Here is an 18,330-nt window from a genome sequence, read left to right as displayed (position 1 = left end):
AAACGTCACTGCGAGCAAAGCGAAGCAGTCTCATTTTAAAGATTGCTCCGCTCCTTAGTCACTCGCAATGACATTATAAGTACTATCTTCCCTCTACCCATGAACCACCAGCCTCTACCACTTTATCAGCAATACTTTGTGCTTTGATTCGCTGAGTTTCTAACCTGGCCATCATATTCGCCCATTGATCCTTTATAATCCTCATCGTTTCTTTATGTGTTTCTGTCGGACCGTAAGTCGATGTAGTTATCCCTCTGTTCAATGCAAATAATCTTGATCCGATGGTTGGTTTACTCCTTTCACCTATCTGGTTTTTCGCTGGATTGCCATTAAGTTCAGTGTCCAGCTTCCCTAATTCACTTTGGAGAGTAGCAACCTCGGTAAGTATTTCACTACCAACATTTGCATGACCAGCGGCCTTGAAAAGCATATCTGCCATTTTCCTCGTTTTAGACAGCTGTATGCCTAGTTTGCTTACGTCTCTACCTAGATTCTCGTATTCTCTCCAAAAAGCAACCACTTCGTTCATTGGGCTTCCATCCAATGTTCCTTCTGACAATGGCTCGACTTCAACATTCACAGGTCCGGCAATCTGACTAAACGCTCCTCGTTCATACTTATTTAGTGTAGCGGTGTAAGTCCCTGGAGCGCATAACAACCCGTTTACGTTTCCAAAATCCCCCTCTAAATCAACCGCTTTTGTCGTTCCAACCCGAAGATTCCATGCTACACGGTTAAAACCCTTTTTGTTGGATGCCTTCACACGATTTACCACCTTGCCTGATTGGTCTTTAATCTCCAGGTATACAAACGGGCCCATTTCTCTGGTTTCATCATCAAGTGCATCCCATCCCGGAAAAGGTATGTTTCCTGAATTACCCTTTTCATTGGCTTGCCTTTCTTCTTCCAGACTTTTGTAGCCATCTTTTAAGTAATAGGTAAATACCGCCCCGAAATCAGGGTTTGGAGCTACATAAAGCTGAGATCCTTGTGAACCTCTTTTGTCATCAAAATCCAATACAGATCGCTGAATATACCACCACGCTTTGCGGGGCTCGAATAAGGTAGCTTCCTGAGCTATTTGATTTTTACTCACATTTCTTAAGGCAGAATAATCATCCAAAATGTAAAAACCTCTACCAAATGATGCGGCTACCAGATCATTTTCTCTTCGCTGTATCGCCAGATCTCTAAATGAAATGGTCGGAATGCCACCGTTCAGTTCCGTCCAGCTACCTCCTCCATCTACTGTGAAATACACACCAAACTCAGTTGCCGCAAACAGCAAATCTTTATTGACATGATCCTGTACAATTCGCCACACCAGGTTCTTATCACCCAACCCATTTTCGATGCGTGTCCAGGTGGCTCCTTTATCTGTACTCTTCACCAGATAAGGTCGATAATCACCTTCTTTATGATTGTCTAAAGCAACATACAATGTGCTTTCATCAAATAGATCTGCTTTCACATCATTCACATAGCTGCGAGCCGGAACTCCAGTGGCACTCACCTCAATCTTTCTCCAACTCTGACCTTCATTCTCAGTAACCTGAATCAATCCGTCATCTGTACCGATAAATATCACTTGCTCATTTTGCGGAGAAACGGCGATGGATGTAATGGTATTAAAATTGGACATTGCACCTACATCCCAAGGCGAATCCCAGCTTTGGGTGCGACCCATGATCGGAAGCGTCAGTCGTTCCTGATCCCTGGTTAAATCCCCTGAAAGTGAAGTCCAGCTATCTCCGCGGTTAGTTGATTTCCACAGTCTTTGTGAACCATGATATATGGTCGCCGGATCATGAGGGGAAACCAAAATAGGTGCATCCCAATTATACCGTTCAAAATCTTCATCTTCACCAGGTTGTGGCATTACATCGGTCACCTCGCCGGTTTTTAAGTCGATCCTTGATAGCGTTCCTTGCTGTCGCTGACCATACATGATATCAGGATTGCCCGGCTCTGTAGCAGGCTGGTGACCATCCCAGTTCAATACCACTTTCCAATCGGCATTTCGAATGCCATGATGATTGTCAGTTCGTGATGGGCCTCCTTGTGTACTGTTATCCTGCGTGCCTCCATATACATTATAGAAAGGTTCCGCATCATCCACAGCAACTTTGTAAAATTGCGTGAGCGGAAGATTTTCCATGTATCTCCAACTTCCTCCCAAGTCGAAGCTCTCATACACTCCTCCATCAGTCCCGACAAGAAGGTAATTTGGGTCAGACATTTTGAAGGTGATCGAATGATTGTCACCATGCTTGGCTGTCTCATCCATATTTTCAAATGTCTTCCCTCCATCTTCTGATTTCATCAAGGTATTATTCATCATGTACAAACGATCGAACTTGTGCGGTGATGCATAAATTTCCTGGTAGTAGTGTGGTCCGGTTGCACCTGCAACAGCATCGGACATTTTTGTCCAGCTTCCTCCACGATTGTCGGAACGCCAAACTCCACCTTTCGTACGATTGAGCTCAATTGCCGCGTACAATACATCTGGGTTGATTGGTGAAATGGCAAGACCGGTTTTTCCCCATTTTCCTTCCGGTAAACCTGTTTTCAATTGTGTCCAGGTATCTCCAGCGTCATCGCTAACATATAAGCGGGATTTTTCACCACCGCCCATCCAGGCGGCTATGGTTCTGTGGTGCTCCCAGGTAACTGCATATACCCGATCCGGATTTCTTGGATCAAACACCATGTCCGTTACCCCGGTGTATTGATCATCGCCTAATGTTTTTTTCCATGTCTTTCCTCCATCAGTTGATTTAAAGAATCCTCGATCTCCACCAGGACTCCAAAGCGGACCTTGAGAAGCTACCATGATTACATCTGAATTGTCAGGGTGGACAATGATCTTGGAAATGTGTTCTGAATTTTTCAGACCCATGTTGGTCCAGCTCTCACCACCGTCTGTACTACGATAAATACCATCGCCAAAACCGGCATGTCGGCCGCCCACATTCTCGCCTGTTCCTATCCATATTGTGTATGGATTATTTGGATCGATGGTGACACAGCCAGTCGAGTAAACCGATTGATCATCAAATATTGGCTCAAAAGTGGTACCTGCGTTGTTTGTTTTCCAAACACCTCCAGAGCCCACAGCTACATACCATACATTCTCATTAGTTGGATCAATGGCTATGTCAGCTATACGTCCCGACATAAATGCCGGTCCGATATTTCTGAATTTCAGGTTGTTGAAAAGCTCTGAATCGAGTGGTTTACTATCCGAGTTACTTGATCTTCTTTGCGCATCAGTTGAAAAAACAACTCCTAAAAAGAAAGTAAGGAATAAAAGTGATGATAATCGTTTCATTATAGAAAGGTTAAGGTTTCTTCTAAAGTTAGAACAAAATTGAAATAGGGTGCAATTGATATGGATGGGCGGTATTAGAATTTTTAGAATGGTCTACACCCCTTAATGTGTATGAAATTCTCGTTTGACTGCTATAATCTTCCGACGTATCCCATTAAGAATCAGCTATTTCTTGGTAAATTTGCGCTTTAATTGAACACATTCCATTATTAGGGTGTTTGGTTGAAATTGATCTAAGAAAGGATGATTAGGTACAAATTCGAAAATAAATTAGATAGGGAGTTTGCTGCAGCACTACGTACGCGAGTAAATGCCTATTTTCAGGATAATAAGATTCAGCGGGATGCAAACAGCAAGATGATCATTAAGACCATCACCGTTTTATCAATGTATTTGGTTCCTTATTTCTTCTTGATTTTGGGAGGATTTGTTAATTACTACCTCCTGGCTGGTTTATGGCTACTAATGGGAATCGGAAAAGCATTTATAGGCACTACCATCATGCATGACTCTATTCATGGGTCGTATTTTAAGAATAAAACGTTGAATAAGCTGATGACCCATTCTGCAACAATTGTGGGGGCAGACAAGCTAATTTGGCATATTCAACACAATGTGCTTCATCACACCTATACCAACATTGAGGAAACAGATGAAGACATCCTACCAAGATTTGTTTTCAGATACTCTACCAATCAGCCACATAAGTGGTTCCATAGATTCCAGCATATTTACGCACCAATCTTTTACTGTGTCCCTCTGTTAGAATGGGTGACTACAAAGGATTTTATTAAGGTTTTTGATTACAGAAGAATGGGATTGATCAAGAAGAAGGACTTCCCAATGGAACTGACTAAGACGATACTCAGAAAGGTATTCTACTGGGTTGTATTCCTGGTGATTCCAGTGATTCTAATCCCAGTTCCTGCCTGGATTACAATACTCATGATATTTGCATCGCATTGCATCACTGGAATTATGCTTGCCTTAATTTTTCAAACGGCCCATGTTGTCGAGCCAGCTGAGTTTTTTGAGGAAGAGTCAGAGTACATCAAACATAGCTGGGTCGCTCATCAGCTTAAAACCACTTGCAACTATGGAATGGATGACAAAGTGCTGTCCTGGTTTTTAGGTGGGCTTAATTTTCAGATCGAGCATCACCTTTTCCCTGACATTTGCCATGTGCATTATCCGGCGGTATCTAAATTGGTACAGCAAACGGTAAAAGAATTCAACTTACCATATTATGCTTTTCCTTCTTTCGGAGCAGCCATTGCCAGTCATTTCAAACATATGAAAGAGATGGGGAGCGCGAAGGATTTGAAGGTGCAGGTGGCATAATATATTAATTAGATCCCACACTTGTTTCAAAATGACGCCAACAGTCTCCTCTTGGGAGGAGGAAGAGGTGGGTAAACAAATCAGTCATTTTGAATAAAAATTAAATTCACGACCCACCCCCCTCCAGGGAGGGGATTTTCTAATTAAGCATTACAAAAGCACCCCAATAATAGGGCTCAGGGAATGATTCTCTGAGCTTTTTTTGTGCAGTGAAAAAAGCCTCTTCTTTAGGCTTACCACCCATCCACTCTTTATAGAAATTGGTCATCAGCTGCATAGTGGCTTCATCGCTTACTTTCCACAGACTCATAATCACAGATTCAGCACCTGCTACCTGAAACGCACGTTGCAGTCCATAAACACCCTCTCCAGATTTTATTTCTCCAAGGCCCGTTTCACAAGCACTTAGAACAACCAAATCTGTATTCTTCAAATCCAAAGTAATGACCTCATAAGCTGTCAAAACGCCATTATTAGTCGTGTTTACCTCAGTGCCCTGAGTAGCCTCTGTCATTGTTTGTTCTGCGTTTGCTAGCATCAGTCCGGATCGCAATAATGGATTATCTTTTGCTTCACTCACTTCCACGCCAAAGACCTTCTCACCAGAAGTCTGACTTTCCGGAAGGAAGAATCCATGAGTAGCTACATGCAAAAGTGATGGCGATGAGATTTTCTTGAACTGTTCTTCAGTGGCCTGATTTTGCATAAATACATCCGTTGAAAAACCTCTTGATTTTGTTATTTGACTGGCGGCATCTATTTCCGCTTTTGTTCCTGGCAGTGGTGCCAGCAATCCTTTCGCACCAAAGTCCGGATAGCCGATAAAGCTTGCTTTCTTTGATGCAAACCCATCTTTTTTAGGCTTTACTAAATCACGGGTGCTTGTGTATAAATGTAAATCAAGCGCATCAGACACAAATGAACCATCCTGGCGTTGCAGCCCACCAATATTTACCTGGAAATAAACACCATCCAATGAAAGGTGTACATCTTCCTTGCCCATCAGTACTTCGTCCACAGGCTTCCAAAACTTGTCATATGTGATTCGATCCTTAGCCTTCACTTTTACCATATTAAGGTATGCCTTGGCATATTTAGTATCCAGCTCTTGTCCATCATCAATGACGACCAGCTTAGGGTTAGCTGAGCTAAGGTCCGCTATAAGAAAGGCATATTTCTTTTCGTCTGTAAAAGTGTTTTCGAAGGCCGGATACCCAATGATCTCGATTGCAGCATCTTTGGCGCCAAGCTTAGTTTTTACATCGGCAAGAGTGGTTGAAGGTAGCTTATTGGATTGTGCAAAAGTTGATGAAAGTCTGTTCAGTTCCTTTTCTAACTGATTAGCCTTTGCTTCCTCGGCAGCTAAGTCAATCTGTTGCTCTTGCAATTGAGATTTCGAATAAGAGTAATAAACAAGCAGACTTTCCTTGGTTTCTACCCATTCGCTATATGTATTTTTTAGCTCCTCATTGTCACTGGAAAGTATTTGCTCACGTACTTTGGAAGAAGCGCTTAATAAAATACCTTTCGTCTTAAGGTGCAGATTATACATGTCTGTTAGTAAAGTTGGGTCGGCATCACCCTGATCCACCGCATAGGCGTAAAACTTTAAGATAGAGGGACGAACCTTAGCCCAGTATTGTCCCTTTTCATACTCACTCATAGCACCAAAATACTTCTCCACCAGTGCCAGGTTTGAGTTTATAACCTTCTCAAATCGTGATTTGGCTACAGCATAATCCTCAAGTTTCCAGGCAACTACTGCAAGATCCTCAAGTGAGCTTAGATAATCCGGATGCTGATCTCCAAAGAAAGATTCATACGTTTTGTTTACATCTGAAAGCGTACTCGACGCATTTTGATAATCCCCTGAGGCGAGATAATACCTTCCCAAATTATGCTTTGTCTTTATGTATGCAGGATGGTCAGTTGAATATTTCTTTTCAAAGATTCTTAGCGCATCGTTCAATAATTCAGGAACCTCAGCAGGCTTTCCTGACTCCATTAGCGTAGCGGCAAGATAGTTTTTCACGTTACCAACATCTGTTTGATTTTTGGCAAAACGCTTTTCTTTTAGCTCAATAATTTCACGAAAGACCTGCTCCGCTTGTTCATATTCACCTGCGCTATAATAGATCAATCCTTGATTGATTTGAAAGCTGACATTGTCTCTACCACGCTCTCTAATTTCCCCAGAAGCCATTTCCATTGCGCGCTGAATGGCAGCTTTTGCTTCTTCATACTGACCTATTTCATTGTAAAGCAAGGCTCTGTTGCTGGTGATAATCGCATGAGATAGCGACCCCACACGATCATTCATTTTGATAATCTCTTCGGCCTCATTGAAATAGTTTTCGGCTTCCGTATACCGTCCTTGAGATTGAGCGATTACCGCATGGTTGTTGTTTAAAGAAGCCAACGCTATACTGTTCTCTCCAATGTGCTCTTTAAAATATTTAATTGTTTCATTGATGAAATCTTCTGACAGGTTGTATTTGCCTTCTGCATGGATCAGAATGGAAATATTTGCAATCGTCTTTCCAAGGGCATATTTCTCCGGAATATTGAGTGTGTCAATGTCCACAAGATCAGTGATTTCAAATGCAGAATCCAAAAGAGCTTCGGAATATGCAAATTGACTGGTCATAAGACCAAGTGCTTCCAGAAAATTGAGGTTTGCTGCCCAGGGGTTAATATAAATGGACATTTCTCCACTTCGATTTAAATCAAATGCCTGCTCATATAATTCCAACTCTACGGCATCAATACCTTCCTCCTCGTCTTCATAATTTTTGGCAATCGTCAACAGCAAGCTTTCTTTACCTTCTCTATTGGCAAAAAATGAGGCCCGATTCCCTTGCGAAAAAATATAGTTGTAGTTGGATGTATCTTTAACCAGCTGCTGGTTTCTAAAACCCGACATTCGGTCATCCTTGTTTATCAGCGATCCAGCATCAGCATCTTCGACCTGATCTTCAACGGCTTCTTTAAGCTTCTTTAAAAATCCCTGACTATAGGTTGAAAATGAAATGAGAGAAAAAATGAGTAAGATTTGGATTCGATTCATGACATTAGGAAGATTTTAATATAAAGTTAGAATTTTGCAAGCAGATGTAAAACAGAATGAGATTCATTGAGAGCATACTTTTTAAGGATGGAGTTTATAAAAATCTTTCAATTCATCAAGAGCGAATGGATGATGTTTTTAAAAAATATGCTCCTGGAAACAATTCACATGCATTGATTCGAATACTTCCTGATTTAAAAATGGAAGGTACTTACAAAGTACGCCTAGTCTATGACATGGATACCGAGGATGTGGAGTATGATATCGAGTTTGCAGAATATCAACCTCGTCAAATCAAAACACTTCAAGTGGTTCACTCCAAACCATTTGATTACTCCATGAAGTTTGAGGACAGAACCAAGATCAACAAACTGGTCAAATCTTCAAATGCTGACGATATCATCATTGCTATTGATAATCACATTACAGATGGTTCGTATTTTAATCTTGCTTTTTGGAATGGTGTAGAATGGCTAACTCCAGATACACCACTACTGAAAGGGGTAAAAAGAACACAGCTAATGCAAGAAGGCAAAATAAAAGAAACAACTATTCAGATTTCCGATCTGAATGCTTTTGAAAAAGTGAGCTTGATTAATGCGATGATAGGTTTGGGTGAATTGGAACTTCCAATTTCCGCTATTGAGATTCCCAAAACCGGCGGTTGATTTTAAAGACTTCTTTCCTTCGCTCTTTGGAAAAGAGGTTTTTCACTACTCCATGGTATACCTCTAAGGAATCTCCTGATAACGCTATCACTATCATAGCTAGTGTGAAATCTGCTTTGTAATTGAAAATCAGCAATAGGTAAATCATTAATGAACCAAGTACCATCAGTTCAATCAACTGAAATATTTTAGTAATCCCATCATACCACTTGGGCATTGCGCCGTAAATGATTTTGAAAAGAAACACATTGAACAAGCAAAAGAGAATTGCCAATACGATTTCAGTATTTTTTGACATTTGATCGATTGGATCTTCATCAAGTATTTGAGAAATAATATTGGCATGAATAACTCCTCCGAACATGTCGTTCTTTGCCTTCCCTACATAATTTTCATTCATCGGAGTGAAATAGAAATCTTCAGTAGTCTCGGTATCTCCAATGTATTCCCCCATAAAGCACATAATGACAATTTTGTCTTTAAAGAGATCAGCGGTGAAATTTTGGTCAAATATGTCATAGACATCCAGGGCGAAGTACTTCATCCCATAATTGGCAGAAGAAAAACTGATGATATTACCCTTGTAATTGACTGTTTCAATGTCGTTATCTCTTGCCAAAAATTTCTCTGTTTTAATGGAGTCATATGCGTAAGCCAGTCTGACAGGAAACGCATATCTGGTTTCTCCCTGTACAATTTCTGAAGGGGTGAACTCCCTACACATTTTAAGATCCTCCTGCACTTCTGCATTTGTGATCAGGTTTACATAACCAAGGCGCGCCTCCTGGACAATGTGATCTTCAGGCTTAACAGTCATTGCAAACTCCCCGGTTTCTTCATCAAATCCGACCAGTTTTTCGCCAATGACGATATTTGGAGTTTCTGAAAGCACACGTGTGAGGGCACTATCTTCCGGCCACTCTTTAGGAGCGTCCAACATTACGTCAAGGCCTATGACTTTAGGTTCATATTGATTGATGATTTCTATTTGACGAGCTATTCCTTCTCGTGGAAGATTACCAATATTTACCATCACAATTCGTTCATCAGCGATGGGGTCTTCCTGAAGCTGTGAAAATACGATATCCGTTAGCTCAAAGTCAGAGAACATATCTCCAATGGGATCAAAGAGTTCGAATACCTTGAATAAGGTGACTGAAGCAAAGAGTCCCATGATGCCGAATATGAAAAGAGAACAGAGGATGGTGTCTCGAATGAATCGTTTCATACACTAAAAATAGCAGATTCAATCTTTTGATCACATCCCCTGTTTAGGGTATTCTTAAAAGGTCAACCCAAACCTTAATGCTGGAAATGCCTTTTTGAATCCGTCCGTAAAGATTATCTCAGGTGACAAACTTGTCTTAGATGACTTTCGGTTGTAGACCGTCATCTTAAAAGTATCTCCTTTGTAAAAGGATCCATTCTGATTAATCAGATAACCAAATCCGATCCCATATTCTTTTTCTGAAGAAGTGTTAATTGCAAAATAACCAGACAAAAAGCCATTCAAATCGATATCAAATTCGCTCTCTTCGTTTCTTGAAACGAAATAATGCTGTGTATATAATAATCCAAATTTGGTTGATGGCTTTCCAAAGCGATTATGAAATCGAAATGAAATATCGTAACTGATATCAGGAGCGAATCGATCCGCATAATATCCTAGTCCAACACCTATACCTAATTCAACAAAATCAACTGGATTATCAGAACTTATTTTGTTTATTTTGAAATCACCATATTTAGCTATTCCTTCAGCTTGATATTGAGATCTTCTGTATTTAAACTCTTTTTTACTTGATTTAATTTCTGACCAAAGACTTTCTATGTTTTGACTTTTTAAGTGATCCAACTCAGAAACATCATCCACAAAAAAGGAAATAGCTACTTTATCGAGTTTGATAGTAAAAACTATACGATCAGACAATTGCTCAGATATTCCTTCTTTCCCTATGACAAATACATCGGATTTTGATTCAAATGGTGTAATCGTGATTCTGGCTTCTATAGCATCCTCATTCTTGATGTAGGTAACCTCTACCCCTTCGTCGTACAGAGATCTGCCCAGTGAAGTCTCCATTACGCTTAGAATAGAGTTCCACAATTCATTTGATAAATATTTCTCCTCGCGACTCATTTGATTAAATGCGAAAATCAGTTTCTTGTTAGTGTCAGTGACAATGGTTAATGTGTCGGGGAACTTTGACTGGGTAGGCGCTTGACCAAAGTTTAGCTGCTGAGCGTAGGTTACTGATGAAACCCAAAGTAAAACTGCACCTATCGTAAATTTTAATTTATTTATTCTTTTCATAGAGCTTAATTTTTAATGCTTGATAATTGACATTTGATTCCTCGGTAGAATTCTGCCATTGAGCTCTTATGGTCATTGTTCTTCCTTTTCCAATCGAGGGCTGCTCGAGACTTGCCTGAATGATTGAAATATCTTTTGCCGCAAAAACCGGCTTATTTTTCTTTTCTTGTTTTACTATCGCGATTGGTTCAAGTGATAGTTTTTTAATAGGCAATTCTGCCAATTGTAATGAGCTAACTCCTCTACTTTCTAGAAGACCAATCTCGGAAGCAATGTGTCTCTTCAGCTTGTGGCTAACATCGGCATTCAGTGCTTCAATTTCTTGAGGAGCTTCCTTTGCTACCTCTTCAATGCTTGTCATGATTAGGGCTTCAGATCTATCCTTTTTTAATAGGCTGTAAGGAGCGAAAATCAGTACCAGAAGTAAACTTGCGGCAACTGTCCACCAATAAACGTTGGATTTACGATTTTCAAGGCGACTTTCAAGTTTTGCCCATACTGCCGCTTCATCGAATTCAAATCCAAGCTCCTGCCCGGACAATTGATCTAGGTTTTCTGATAATCTGTTAAGAGCCATAATCTTCATTTTTTTCCTCCAACATCTCTCGAAGTAGTTTCTTCGCTTTGAATAATTGTGACTTGGATGTGCCTATCGAAACCCCCAATTGCTCACTTATTTCCTGATGAGAATAACCTTCTATTTCATACAGATTAAAAACCGTTCGATAGCCAACAGGAATGGATCTGATCACCTTTAAAAGGTCAGATACTTCCAGGTCTTGCAGTGGCGAAACATCCACTTCCTGATCCAAATCCTCGTTTATTGCCAGTAGTTGAATTTCTTTGTTTTTCCTTAGTTTCATTAAGGATTCGTTTACCATGATTCGCTTTACCCATCCGAAAAAGGCTGGTTCGCTTTCATACGTGAAGGCTTTAAGGCTTTTAAACATCTTGTAAAAACCCTCCAGCAACACATCCTCAGCATCTTCTGTACTTTTCATATATCGAACACATACACCCATCATCGGAGCACTCAACTGGCTAAAAAGCTGTTGTTGAGCCTTTCGGTTTCCTGATTTGCTTTTATCGATTAGGTCTTTGGTGTTCAAGCGAAGCATTTGGTAGGAGAATGCAGGTTAGGGTTTATTGGTTGCCTATGTGCGAAAAAAGAATCCACCTTTTTCTTATATGAGGAAATAAAATTGTGAATATATTCCCAAAATGAGCGTTAATGGTTGTTAAACAAAAAAGCCATCCTGACAGAATCGTCAGGATGGCTTTTCAATTATATTTTTATATCAGCTTATTACTCGCTGAAGATCTTTTCTACTAAAACGTTCACTTTGTTATTCATTACTTCTACTACCCCACCCTCTACTAAAAGATGAACCTCCGGCTTTTTTTCCGGTGTGTAACGAATATCTCCTTTGCCAAGCGTAGAAACCATTGCGGCGTGGTTATTCAGAATCTGAAATGAACCATCGCTTCCTGGAAAAGAAGCGCTAACCACTTCTCCTTCAAATACTTTCTCGTCCGGTGTTACTATTTCTAGAAACATAGTTTATTGATTTAAACTCCCTCCTAAAAGGAAGTAATTAAGCAGAAGCTTCTGCCATTAGTTTCTCTCCTTTTTCGATCGCCTGATCTATGGTACCCACAAGGTTGAAAGCTGCTTCCGGTAAGTGATCAAGCTCACCATCCATAATCATGTTAAATCCTTTGATGGTATCCTTGATGTCAACCAAGACTCCCTGAAGTCCTGTAAACTGCTCTGCTACATGGAAAGGCTGAGAAAGGAATCTTTGCACCCTTCTTGCTCTGTGTACTACTTCCTTGTCTTCATCAGAAAGTTCATCCATACCAAGAATGGCGATGATATCCTGAAGTTCTTTGTATCGCTGAAGAATCTCTTTTACTCGCTGTGCACAGTCATAGTGCTCATCACCAAGAATGTCTGCGCTCAAGATTCGAGAGGTAGAATCCAATGGATCTACCGCTGGATAGATACCTAGCTCGGCAATCTTTCTTGAAAGTACAGTTGTAGCATCCAGGTGAGAGAATGTAGTTGCTGGAGCCGGATCTGTCAAGTCATCCGCAGGTACGTAAACAGCCTGTACGGAAGTAATTGATCCTTTCTTCGTCGAAGTAATACGCTCCTGCATAAGTCCCATCTCTGTAGCAAGCGTTGGCTGGTAACCTACCGCTGAAGGCATACGTCCAAGAAGTGCTGATACCTCAGAACCTGCTTGTGTAAATCGGAAGATATTATCTACGAAGAAAAGTATGTCTTTTCCTTTTCCTTCACCATCACCATCTCTAAAGTGCTCAGCAACAGTAAGACCAGAAAGTGCTACTCGTGCTCTTGCACCTGGTGGCTCATTCATCTGACCAAATACGAAGGTCGCTTTAGAGTCTTTAAGTTTTTCTCTATTAACTTTCGACAGGTCCCATCCACCTGCTTCCATTGATTCTTTGAATTCTTCACCGTAATCAACGATTCCAGCTTCGATCATTTCTCTAAGAAGATCATTTCCTTCTCTTGTACGCTCACCAACACCCGCAAATACAGACAAACCACCGTGCCCCTTTGCAATGTTGTTAATCAATTCCTGGATCAATACGGTTTTACCAACACCCGCTCCACCAAAAAGACCAATTTTACCTCCTTTTGCATAAGGCTCGATCAGGTCAATAACTTTGATACCTGTGAAAAGCACCTCAGTAGCAGTTGAAAGATCCTCAAACGGAGGCGCTTGTCTGTGAATAGGAAGACCATTGGACTTGTCTACCTGCTCCATTCCATCAATTGCATCTCCAACTACGTTAAAAAGACGCCCTTTGATAGCTTCACCTGTAGGCATTTTGATTGGATTGCCAAGGTCAACTACCTCAGTTCCTCTTTGAAGACCGTCAGTTCCTTCCATCGCAATGGTTCTTACTGCCTCCTCACCCAAGTGCTGCTGCACTTCCAAAATCACCTCTGTTCCATCCGGACGAGTCACTTTAAGTGCGTCCATAATATTCGGAAGTTTTGATCCCTCAGCGTTAAAGCTTACGTCTACTACCGGACCAATAACCTGGGTTACTTTACCTGTATTTGCCATTATTTCTTGTGGTTATATTAATGGGGTTGTTTGAAATTTGGTGCGAAATTAAAGGAAAAAACCATAAGGAAAAAAGGTTTTCACCCTCATCCATTCAGGTAAATTCGGAAAGTGGTGCCCTTGTTGATTTCTGAGTGTTTTACAAAAATCTTTCCCTGATGATATTGTTCAATTATCCGCTTAGCAAGGGTTAAACCTAATCCCCACCCTCTTTTTTTTGTGGTAAACCCGGGTCTGAAAACATTTTTAACTTTTGCCTTTGCAATTCCTTTTCCCGTGTCCTGTACATCTACAGCTACCCTCCCCTCATTGGCACGTAAAATACTGATATGTATAGAGCCTTTACCTTCCATAGCATCAGCGGCATTTTTACAAAGGTTTTCAATGACCCAGGCAAATAATGAAGGGTTGATTCTACCATCGATCTCCCTGTTAGGAAATGTAGAAACTGTCATATTGATTTTTGTAGATAGCCTTTTCTGTAAATAAATGACGATTTCGTCTATGGCGTCTGCCACATTGACCAGGGAAAGCTGCGGTTCGCTTCCAATACTTGAGAAACGATCCGTGATTACTTTCAATCGATCCACATCTTTATCAAATTCCAGCAATGCCTCTTTTTGATCTGGATATAAATCTTTAAAATATTCTGACCAGGCCATCAAAGAAGATAGCGGTGTGCCTAGCTGGTGAGCCGTTTCTTTCGCTAGTCCTACCCATACCCGATCCTGTTCAACACGCTTGATATAGTTCAATACCATGAAAATAACCACCCCAAAGAGTCCGATGACAGAAAGCTGAATGTAAGGGTAGTAACGAAGCTGATTGAGCAAAAAGGAGTTTTTATAGAATATATACTTATGCCCGTAAATATTATCCTGATCATCCTTTAGGGTAACTTCAATTGGAGGGTGTGCTTCCTTCATCAGCTGAATTTCGCTCCTTAAAAAATTCATCCGATCATCTCCCGGGGTGTATCGTTCTGCTTTTTCGAGGTTTCTAAAGTCTTCCGGCTCTTCGTTTTCATCTGTGAGAATAACCGGAATTGAGTGATTGGCTGCTACGATCTCATCCAGAATGAGAAAGAAGTTTACGTTTTCGCTTTCATTGGCCAGAAATTCTAATGAGCTGGCATATATCTCGATCTGGCGTTGTTCTCTATCCCTTATTTGCTCCACCAAACTATTGGTGTACAGAATAGAGCCAAAGCTTATTACAATAGCAAACCCCACCACAAGCCACTTAAGGTGGGGTCGTAGTGGGGCTAATGTATTGCCTGTAGCTTCTTTAAACTTTTTTCTCAAAAGATGATCGTTTGGTCAGACCTGACAAAGGAAAACGCTCGTCAAGGTTAAAAATAACTACGATCAACTTAATTCTTTTGCATCAACCATTTTGCAAGCACTTTGTAGTTCACTTTGGTGCCATGCATCAATATACCTATTCGATAAATTCTGCCTGCCAGCCATAAGGTGAAAATAAATCCACCAACAAGCAGAACCATACTCAAAGCAATCTCCCAGGCAGGTACACCAAATCCTATTCTACCCATCATTACAATCGGTGAGGTAAAAGGAATAATAGAGAGCCAGAAGCTAATTGTTCCGTGCGGATCGGGGAACACAAACATGAACAGTCCCATCAACCCAACAATAATAGGCATCATTATCGGCATCATGAATTGCTGTGCATCGGCCGGTGTATCAACAGCAGAACCAACTGCTGCAAACAAAGCTCCATATAACAAGTAGCCCCCCAAAAAGAAGAAAATAAAGAGAAGGACAATCTTAGTGATGGGGATATCATTTATTAAACTCATCATTTCCTGCACTTTGGCGTTTGATTGCACAGATGAAGCTTCATCTGCTGCTTGCATCATTTGAGCTGTTTCTGCTGGATCCATGCTAAGGCCGAATGCGGCCATACCAGCAAAAGAGATCACACTCATCAGCACCATCCAAATCAGGAATTGTACAATACCGACAGATGCCACTCCTACCACTTTTCCGATCATCATATGAAAGGGGCGCACTGTTGATACAATCACTTCAACGATCTTGCTGTTTTTCTCTTCAATTACTCCCTGCATAACCTGAGCACCATATGCAAAAAGGAAAATATAGATTAAAAATCCCATGACATAGCCAATCCCAAAGGTTACTCCAGAGTCGCTCTTTTTCTCATCCCCCGTCTCGCTCAGGTTGAATGATTCAATCTGAACATAGGTTTTCAATTCCTCCAACTGCTCCTCTGTAAGCCCGGACCTGGTCAACTTAACATCACGGAGTTGTGCCTCTATTTTGTTTTCAAAACCATCAACCAGGTTGACCCCAGGAGAGGTGTGAGCATAAAACTTTATTCCTTCAGGGTTGTCAACTTCGATTTTTGGAACGTATATCAATGCAAAATCATCCGATTTGCTGAATCTTGCTTTGGCTGAATCTAGAGGTCCTTCTACCAACTGATAGTCGTAGCTTTCCGTGTCTTCAAATTTGAGAAGTGAACTTTCATCCAATACATGGATCACCTCTAGTTCTTTGTTTTTCTCATTCTGAATGGCCAGGTATACCATACCGCCAATGATTGCGGGAAATAGCAATGGAACCAAAATAGTGGCAAGCAGGAAAGATTTCTTCTTTACCCTGCTCATAAACTCACGCTGGATTACTAAAAATATTTTGTTCATTTCAATTAGGTCTTTTGGTGATTTTAAGCTTCTACTAATTCCGGATTTCCTTTTACAAGGGAGATGAAAATATCATTCATACTTGGGATTCGCTCCACAAATGAATGAATCTCTACTTGCCCGATAAGGGCTTTTAATAGTTCGTTTGGATTTCCCTCTGGAGAGTATTGAATTAATGATTTTTTCAATCCCCTTCCTATCTCCTCTGTATTTAATATCTCAAATCCAGTTCCGGCTTTTATTTCGCCTTCTTTGTACTCCACATAGTAGGTACCATCACGAAACTGTTCTTTGATCTCTGCCTTCGATCCATCCAGAATTTTTTCCGATTTATTGATCATAGCCACATGATCACATAGCTGCTCTACAGATTCCATTCTATGTGTGGAAAAAATGATCGTTGCGCCTTTTTCTCTCAGCTCAAGTATTTCATCTTTGATTAGGTTGGCGTTAATAGGGTCAAAACCTGAAAATGGCTCGTCCAGAATTATGAGTTTAGGCTCGTGCATCACAGTTGCGATGAACTGAATCTTCTGAGCCATCCCTTTGGAAAGGTCTTCGACTTTCTTCCCCCACCAATCAATGATATCCAATTTTTCACACCATGCCTTACCTCTTTTTGAAGACTCCTTCAAGGACAACCCACGAAGCTGCCCCAGGTAAACCAACTGCTCGCCGACTTTCATTTTTTTATACAAACCACGCTCCTCAGGAAGATATCCGATATTGCGAATATGGTTGATGCTCAATGGCTGACCGTCAAATAAGATTTCCCCTTGATCGGCCTCTATGATTTGATTAATAATGCGGATAAGTGTGGTTTTTCCCGCACCATTAGGCCCTAACAATCCAAAAATCGTTTGGGGAGGGATTTCCATACTTATGTTGGTGAGCGCCTGATGTGCGCTGTACGTCTTAGTTATATTTTCTACTTTTAATAGACTCACGGTGATATCGATTTTATGATCATTAATTCACGAAAGTATCTAAAAATTAGAGAGCTGCTCTTTTTTTTCTACCGACTGGATTTTGGGGCTAATTTAGTGGCCCAATTGCATACCTAACCGGCAATATGATTTTAAGACGTTTGTACTCGTTCTGGGCTATATTTTCTATAGTCTTCTTTTTCGCCATACTTATCATACCATTAATTTTAATGGTCCCTTTTAGGGGTTTACACAAAGTCGCTCTCAAAATCAACTGCATTTGGGCTTGGTGTTTTTTGAAAATGGCGTTTATCCCTGTGAAGATAGATTGGCGATTTACCCTGGATAAAACGCAACAGTATATCCTATGCGCGAATCACTTTTCATACCTTGACATTCCTATTTTAGGACTTTTCCCGCTTGCATTTAAGTTTGTTGGTAAAAGCTCATTGGCAAGAATTCCGCTGTTTGGGTACATGTATCGTACACTACACATTACCGTGAATCGTTCGAGTTACAGAAGCAGGGCACAAAGCCTCGTTAAGGCGAGGGATCAAATAAAAAATGGATTCAATCTCGGCTTCTTCCCGGAAGGTGGTATCCGTATGGAACATTATCCAAACATGAAAGAGTTTAAAGATGGTGCTTTTCGTTTGGCAATTGAAAATAATCTGCCGATCATCCCGGTAACCATGCCAGACAATTATCGGATTCTAAGAGATGATGACATCATAAACATAAGATGGAGAAAGTGCAGGATTATTTATCACGAACCCATTTGGCCCGACGGCTCAGATGATGAAGCTCTGAAGAAACTTAAGGATGAGGTATTTCGTGTCATTCAAACAGAATTAATAAAGAGCAAACCTGAATAGCTACATTTGACATCT

General features: G+C 40.7%; 14 protein-coding genes. 3 read left to right on the top strand and 11 right to left on the bottom strand.

Going from position 1 to position 18,330, the window contains the following annotated elements; all coding sequences use genetic code 11:
* Positions 1-82: 82 nt before the first annotated feature.
* A complete protein-coding gene (locus tag CHB71_RS09095; RefSeq protein ID WP_089356603.1) occupies positions 83-3,334 on the bottom strand; it encodes a WD40/YVTN/BNR-like repeat-containing protein in 3,252 nt (1,083 codons plus the stop codon).
* A gap of 243 nt (positions 3,335-3,577) precedes the next feature.
* Between CHB71_RS09095 and CHB71_RS09090 the strand changes: the two genes are divergently transcribed.
* Complete coding sequence (locus CHB71_RS09090; RefSeq protein ID WP_089356602.1) at positions 3,578-4,675, top strand: fatty acid desaturase family protein; 1,098 nt, start codon at positions 3,578-3,580, stop codon at positions 4,673-4,675.
* A 139-nt stretch (positions 4,676-4,814) separates the two neighbouring features.
* Here CHB71_RS09090 and CHB71_RS09085 read toward each other — a convergent pair whose 3' ends face one another.
* Positions 4,815-7,742 (bottom strand): CHAT domain-containing protein, encoded by a 2,928-nt coding sequence (locus CHB71_RS09085; RefSeq protein WP_089356601.1) that lies wholly within the window; start codon positions 7,740-7,742, stop codon positions 4,815-4,817.
* Between the two features lie 56 nt (positions 7,743-7,798).
* Here CHB71_RS09085 and CHB71_RS09080 point away from each other — a divergent pair, with 56 nt between their 5' ends.
* Entirely contained in the window at positions 7,799-8,410 is a 612-nt protein-coding gene (locus CHB71_RS09080) for an aminotransferase class IV (RefSeq protein WP_089356600.1), read from the top strand.
* On the opposite strand, the gene CHB71_RS09075 is transcribed toward CHB71_RS09080, so the two are convergent.
* From CHB71_RS09075 to CHB71_RS09035, 9 genes are all read right to left on the bottom strand, one after another.
* The gene (locus CHB71_RS09075) at positions 8,382-9,638 is read right to left on the bottom strand and encodes a CHASE2 domain-containing protein (protein WP_089356599.1); all 1,257 of its coding nucleotides are present in this window, start codon (positions 9,636-9,638) and stop codon (positions 8,382-8,384) included. The two genes, CHB71_RS09080 and CHB71_RS09075, sit on opposite strands and share 29 nt — an antisense overlap.
* A 54-nt stretch (positions 9,639-9,692) precedes the next feature.
* Entirely contained in the window at positions 9,693-10,724 is a 1,032-nt protein-coding gene (locus CHB71_RS09070; protein WP_089356598.1) for a hypothetical protein, read from the bottom strand.
* On the bottom strand, positions 10,708-11,301 hold the full coding sequence (locus tag CHB71_RS09065; protein WP_144017380.1) for a hypothetical protein: 594 nt from the start codon (positions 11,299-11,301) through the stop codon (positions 10,708-10,710). Before CHB71_RS09065 ends, CHB71_RS09070 begins: the two co-directional genes overlap by 17 nt.
* A complete protein-coding gene (locus CHB71_RS09060) occupies positions 11,291-11,833 on the bottom strand; it encodes an RNA polymerase sigma factor (RefSeq protein WP_245811244.1) in 543 nt (180 codons plus the stop codon). Before CHB71_RS09060 ends, CHB71_RS09065 begins: the two co-directional genes overlap by 11 nt.
* A 197-nt stretch (positions 11,834-12,030) precedes the next feature.
* A complete protein-coding gene (gene atpC / locus CHB71_RS09055; protein ID WP_089356595.1) occupies positions 12,031-12,282 on the bottom strand; it encodes an ATP synthase F1 subunit epsilon in 252 nt (83 codons plus the stop codon).
* A 37-nt stretch (positions 12,283-12,319) separates the two neighbouring features.
* Positions 12,320-13,828 carry a F0F1 ATP synthase subunit beta gene (gene atpD / locus CHB71_RS09050; RefSeq protein ID WP_089356594.1) on the bottom strand — a complete coding sequence of 503 codons (1,509 nt, stop codon included), beginning with the start codon at positions 13,826-13,828 and terminating at the stop codon, positions 12,320-12,322.
* Positions 13,829-13,914: 86 nt separating this feature from the next.
* Positions 13,915-15,132: a sensor histidine kinase gene (locus tag CHB71_RS09045; protein ID WP_089356593.1), complete on the bottom strand. Its 1,218-nt coding sequence runs from the start codon at positions 15,130-15,132 to the stop codon at positions 13,915-13,917.
* 68 nt (positions 15,133-15,200) lie between these two features.
* A complete protein-coding gene (locus CHB71_RS09040; protein ID WP_089356592.1) occupies positions 15,201-16,514 on the bottom strand; it encodes an ABC transporter permease in 1,314 nt (437 codons plus the stop codon).
* 23 nt (positions 16,515-16,537) lie between these two features.
* A complete protein-coding gene (locus tag CHB71_RS09035) occupies positions 16,538-17,461 on the bottom strand; it encodes an ABC transporter ATP-binding protein (RefSeq protein WP_245811243.1) in 924 nt (307 codons plus the stop codon).
* A gap of 281 nt (positions 17,462-17,742) precedes the next feature.
* Between CHB71_RS09035 and CHB71_RS09030 the strand changes: the two genes are divergently transcribed.
* Positions 17,743-18,315 carry a lysophospholipid acyltransferase family protein gene (locus CHB71_RS09030; protein WP_179213361.1) on the top strand — a complete coding sequence of 191 codons (573 nt, stop codon included), beginning with the start codon at positions 17,743-17,745 and terminating at the stop codon, positions 18,313-18,315.
* Positions 18,316-18,330: the final 15 nt, after the last annotated feature.

Source organism: Ekhidna lutea (assembly GCF_900188325.1).
GTDB classification, from domain to species: domain Bacteria; phylum Bacteroidota; class Bacteroidia; order Cytophagales; family Cyclobacteriaceae; genus Ekhidna; species Ekhidna lutea.
This window is presented reverse-complemented; position numbering and strand designations above follow the sequence as displayed.

Bases quoted from the DNA above. Each gene is read 5' to 3' on its own strand.
- CHB71_RS09095 (WP_089356603.1), bottom strand. From the start codon at position 3,334: ATGAAACGATTATCATCACTTTTATTCCTTACTTTCTTTTTAGGAGTT.
- CHB71_RS09090 (WP_089356602.1), top strand. From the start codon at position 3,578: ATGATTAGGTACAAATTCGAAAATAAATTAGATAGGGAGTTTGCTGCA.
- CHB71_RS09085 (WP_089356601.1), bottom strand. From the start codon at position 7,742: ATGAATCGAATCCAAATCTTACTCATTTTTTCTCTCATTTCATTTTCA.
- CHB71_RS09080 (WP_089356600.1), top strand. From the start codon at position 7,799: ATGAGATTCATTGAGAGCATACTTTTTAAGGATGGAGTTTATAAAAAT.
- CHB71_RS09075 (WP_089356599.1), bottom strand. From the start codon at position 9,638: ATGAAACGATTCATTCGAGACACCATCCTCTGTTCTCTTTTCATATTC.
- CHB71_RS09070 (WP_089356598.1), bottom strand. From the start codon at position 10,724: ATGAAAAGAATAAATAAATTAAAATTTACGATAGGTGCAGTTTTACTT.
- CHB71_RS09065 (WP_144017380.1), bottom strand. From the start codon at position 11,301: ATGGCTCTTAACAGATTATCAGAAAACCTAGATCAATTGTCCGGGCAG.
- atpC (WP_089356595.1), bottom strand. From the start codon at position 12,282: ATGTTTCTAGAAATAGTAACACCGGACGAGAAAGTATTTGAAGGAGAA.
- atpD (WP_089356594.1), bottom strand. From the start codon at position 13,828: ATGGCAAATACAGGTAAAGTAACCCAGGTTATTGGTCCGGTAGTAGAC.
- CHB71_RS09040 (WP_089356592.1), bottom strand. From the start codon at position 16,514: ATGAACAAAATATTTTTAGTAATCCAGCGTGAGTTTATGAGCAGGGTA.
- CHB71_RS09030 (WP_179213361.1), top strand. From the start codon at position 17,743: ATGGCGTTTATCCCTGTGAAGATAGATTGGCGATTTACCCTGGATAAA.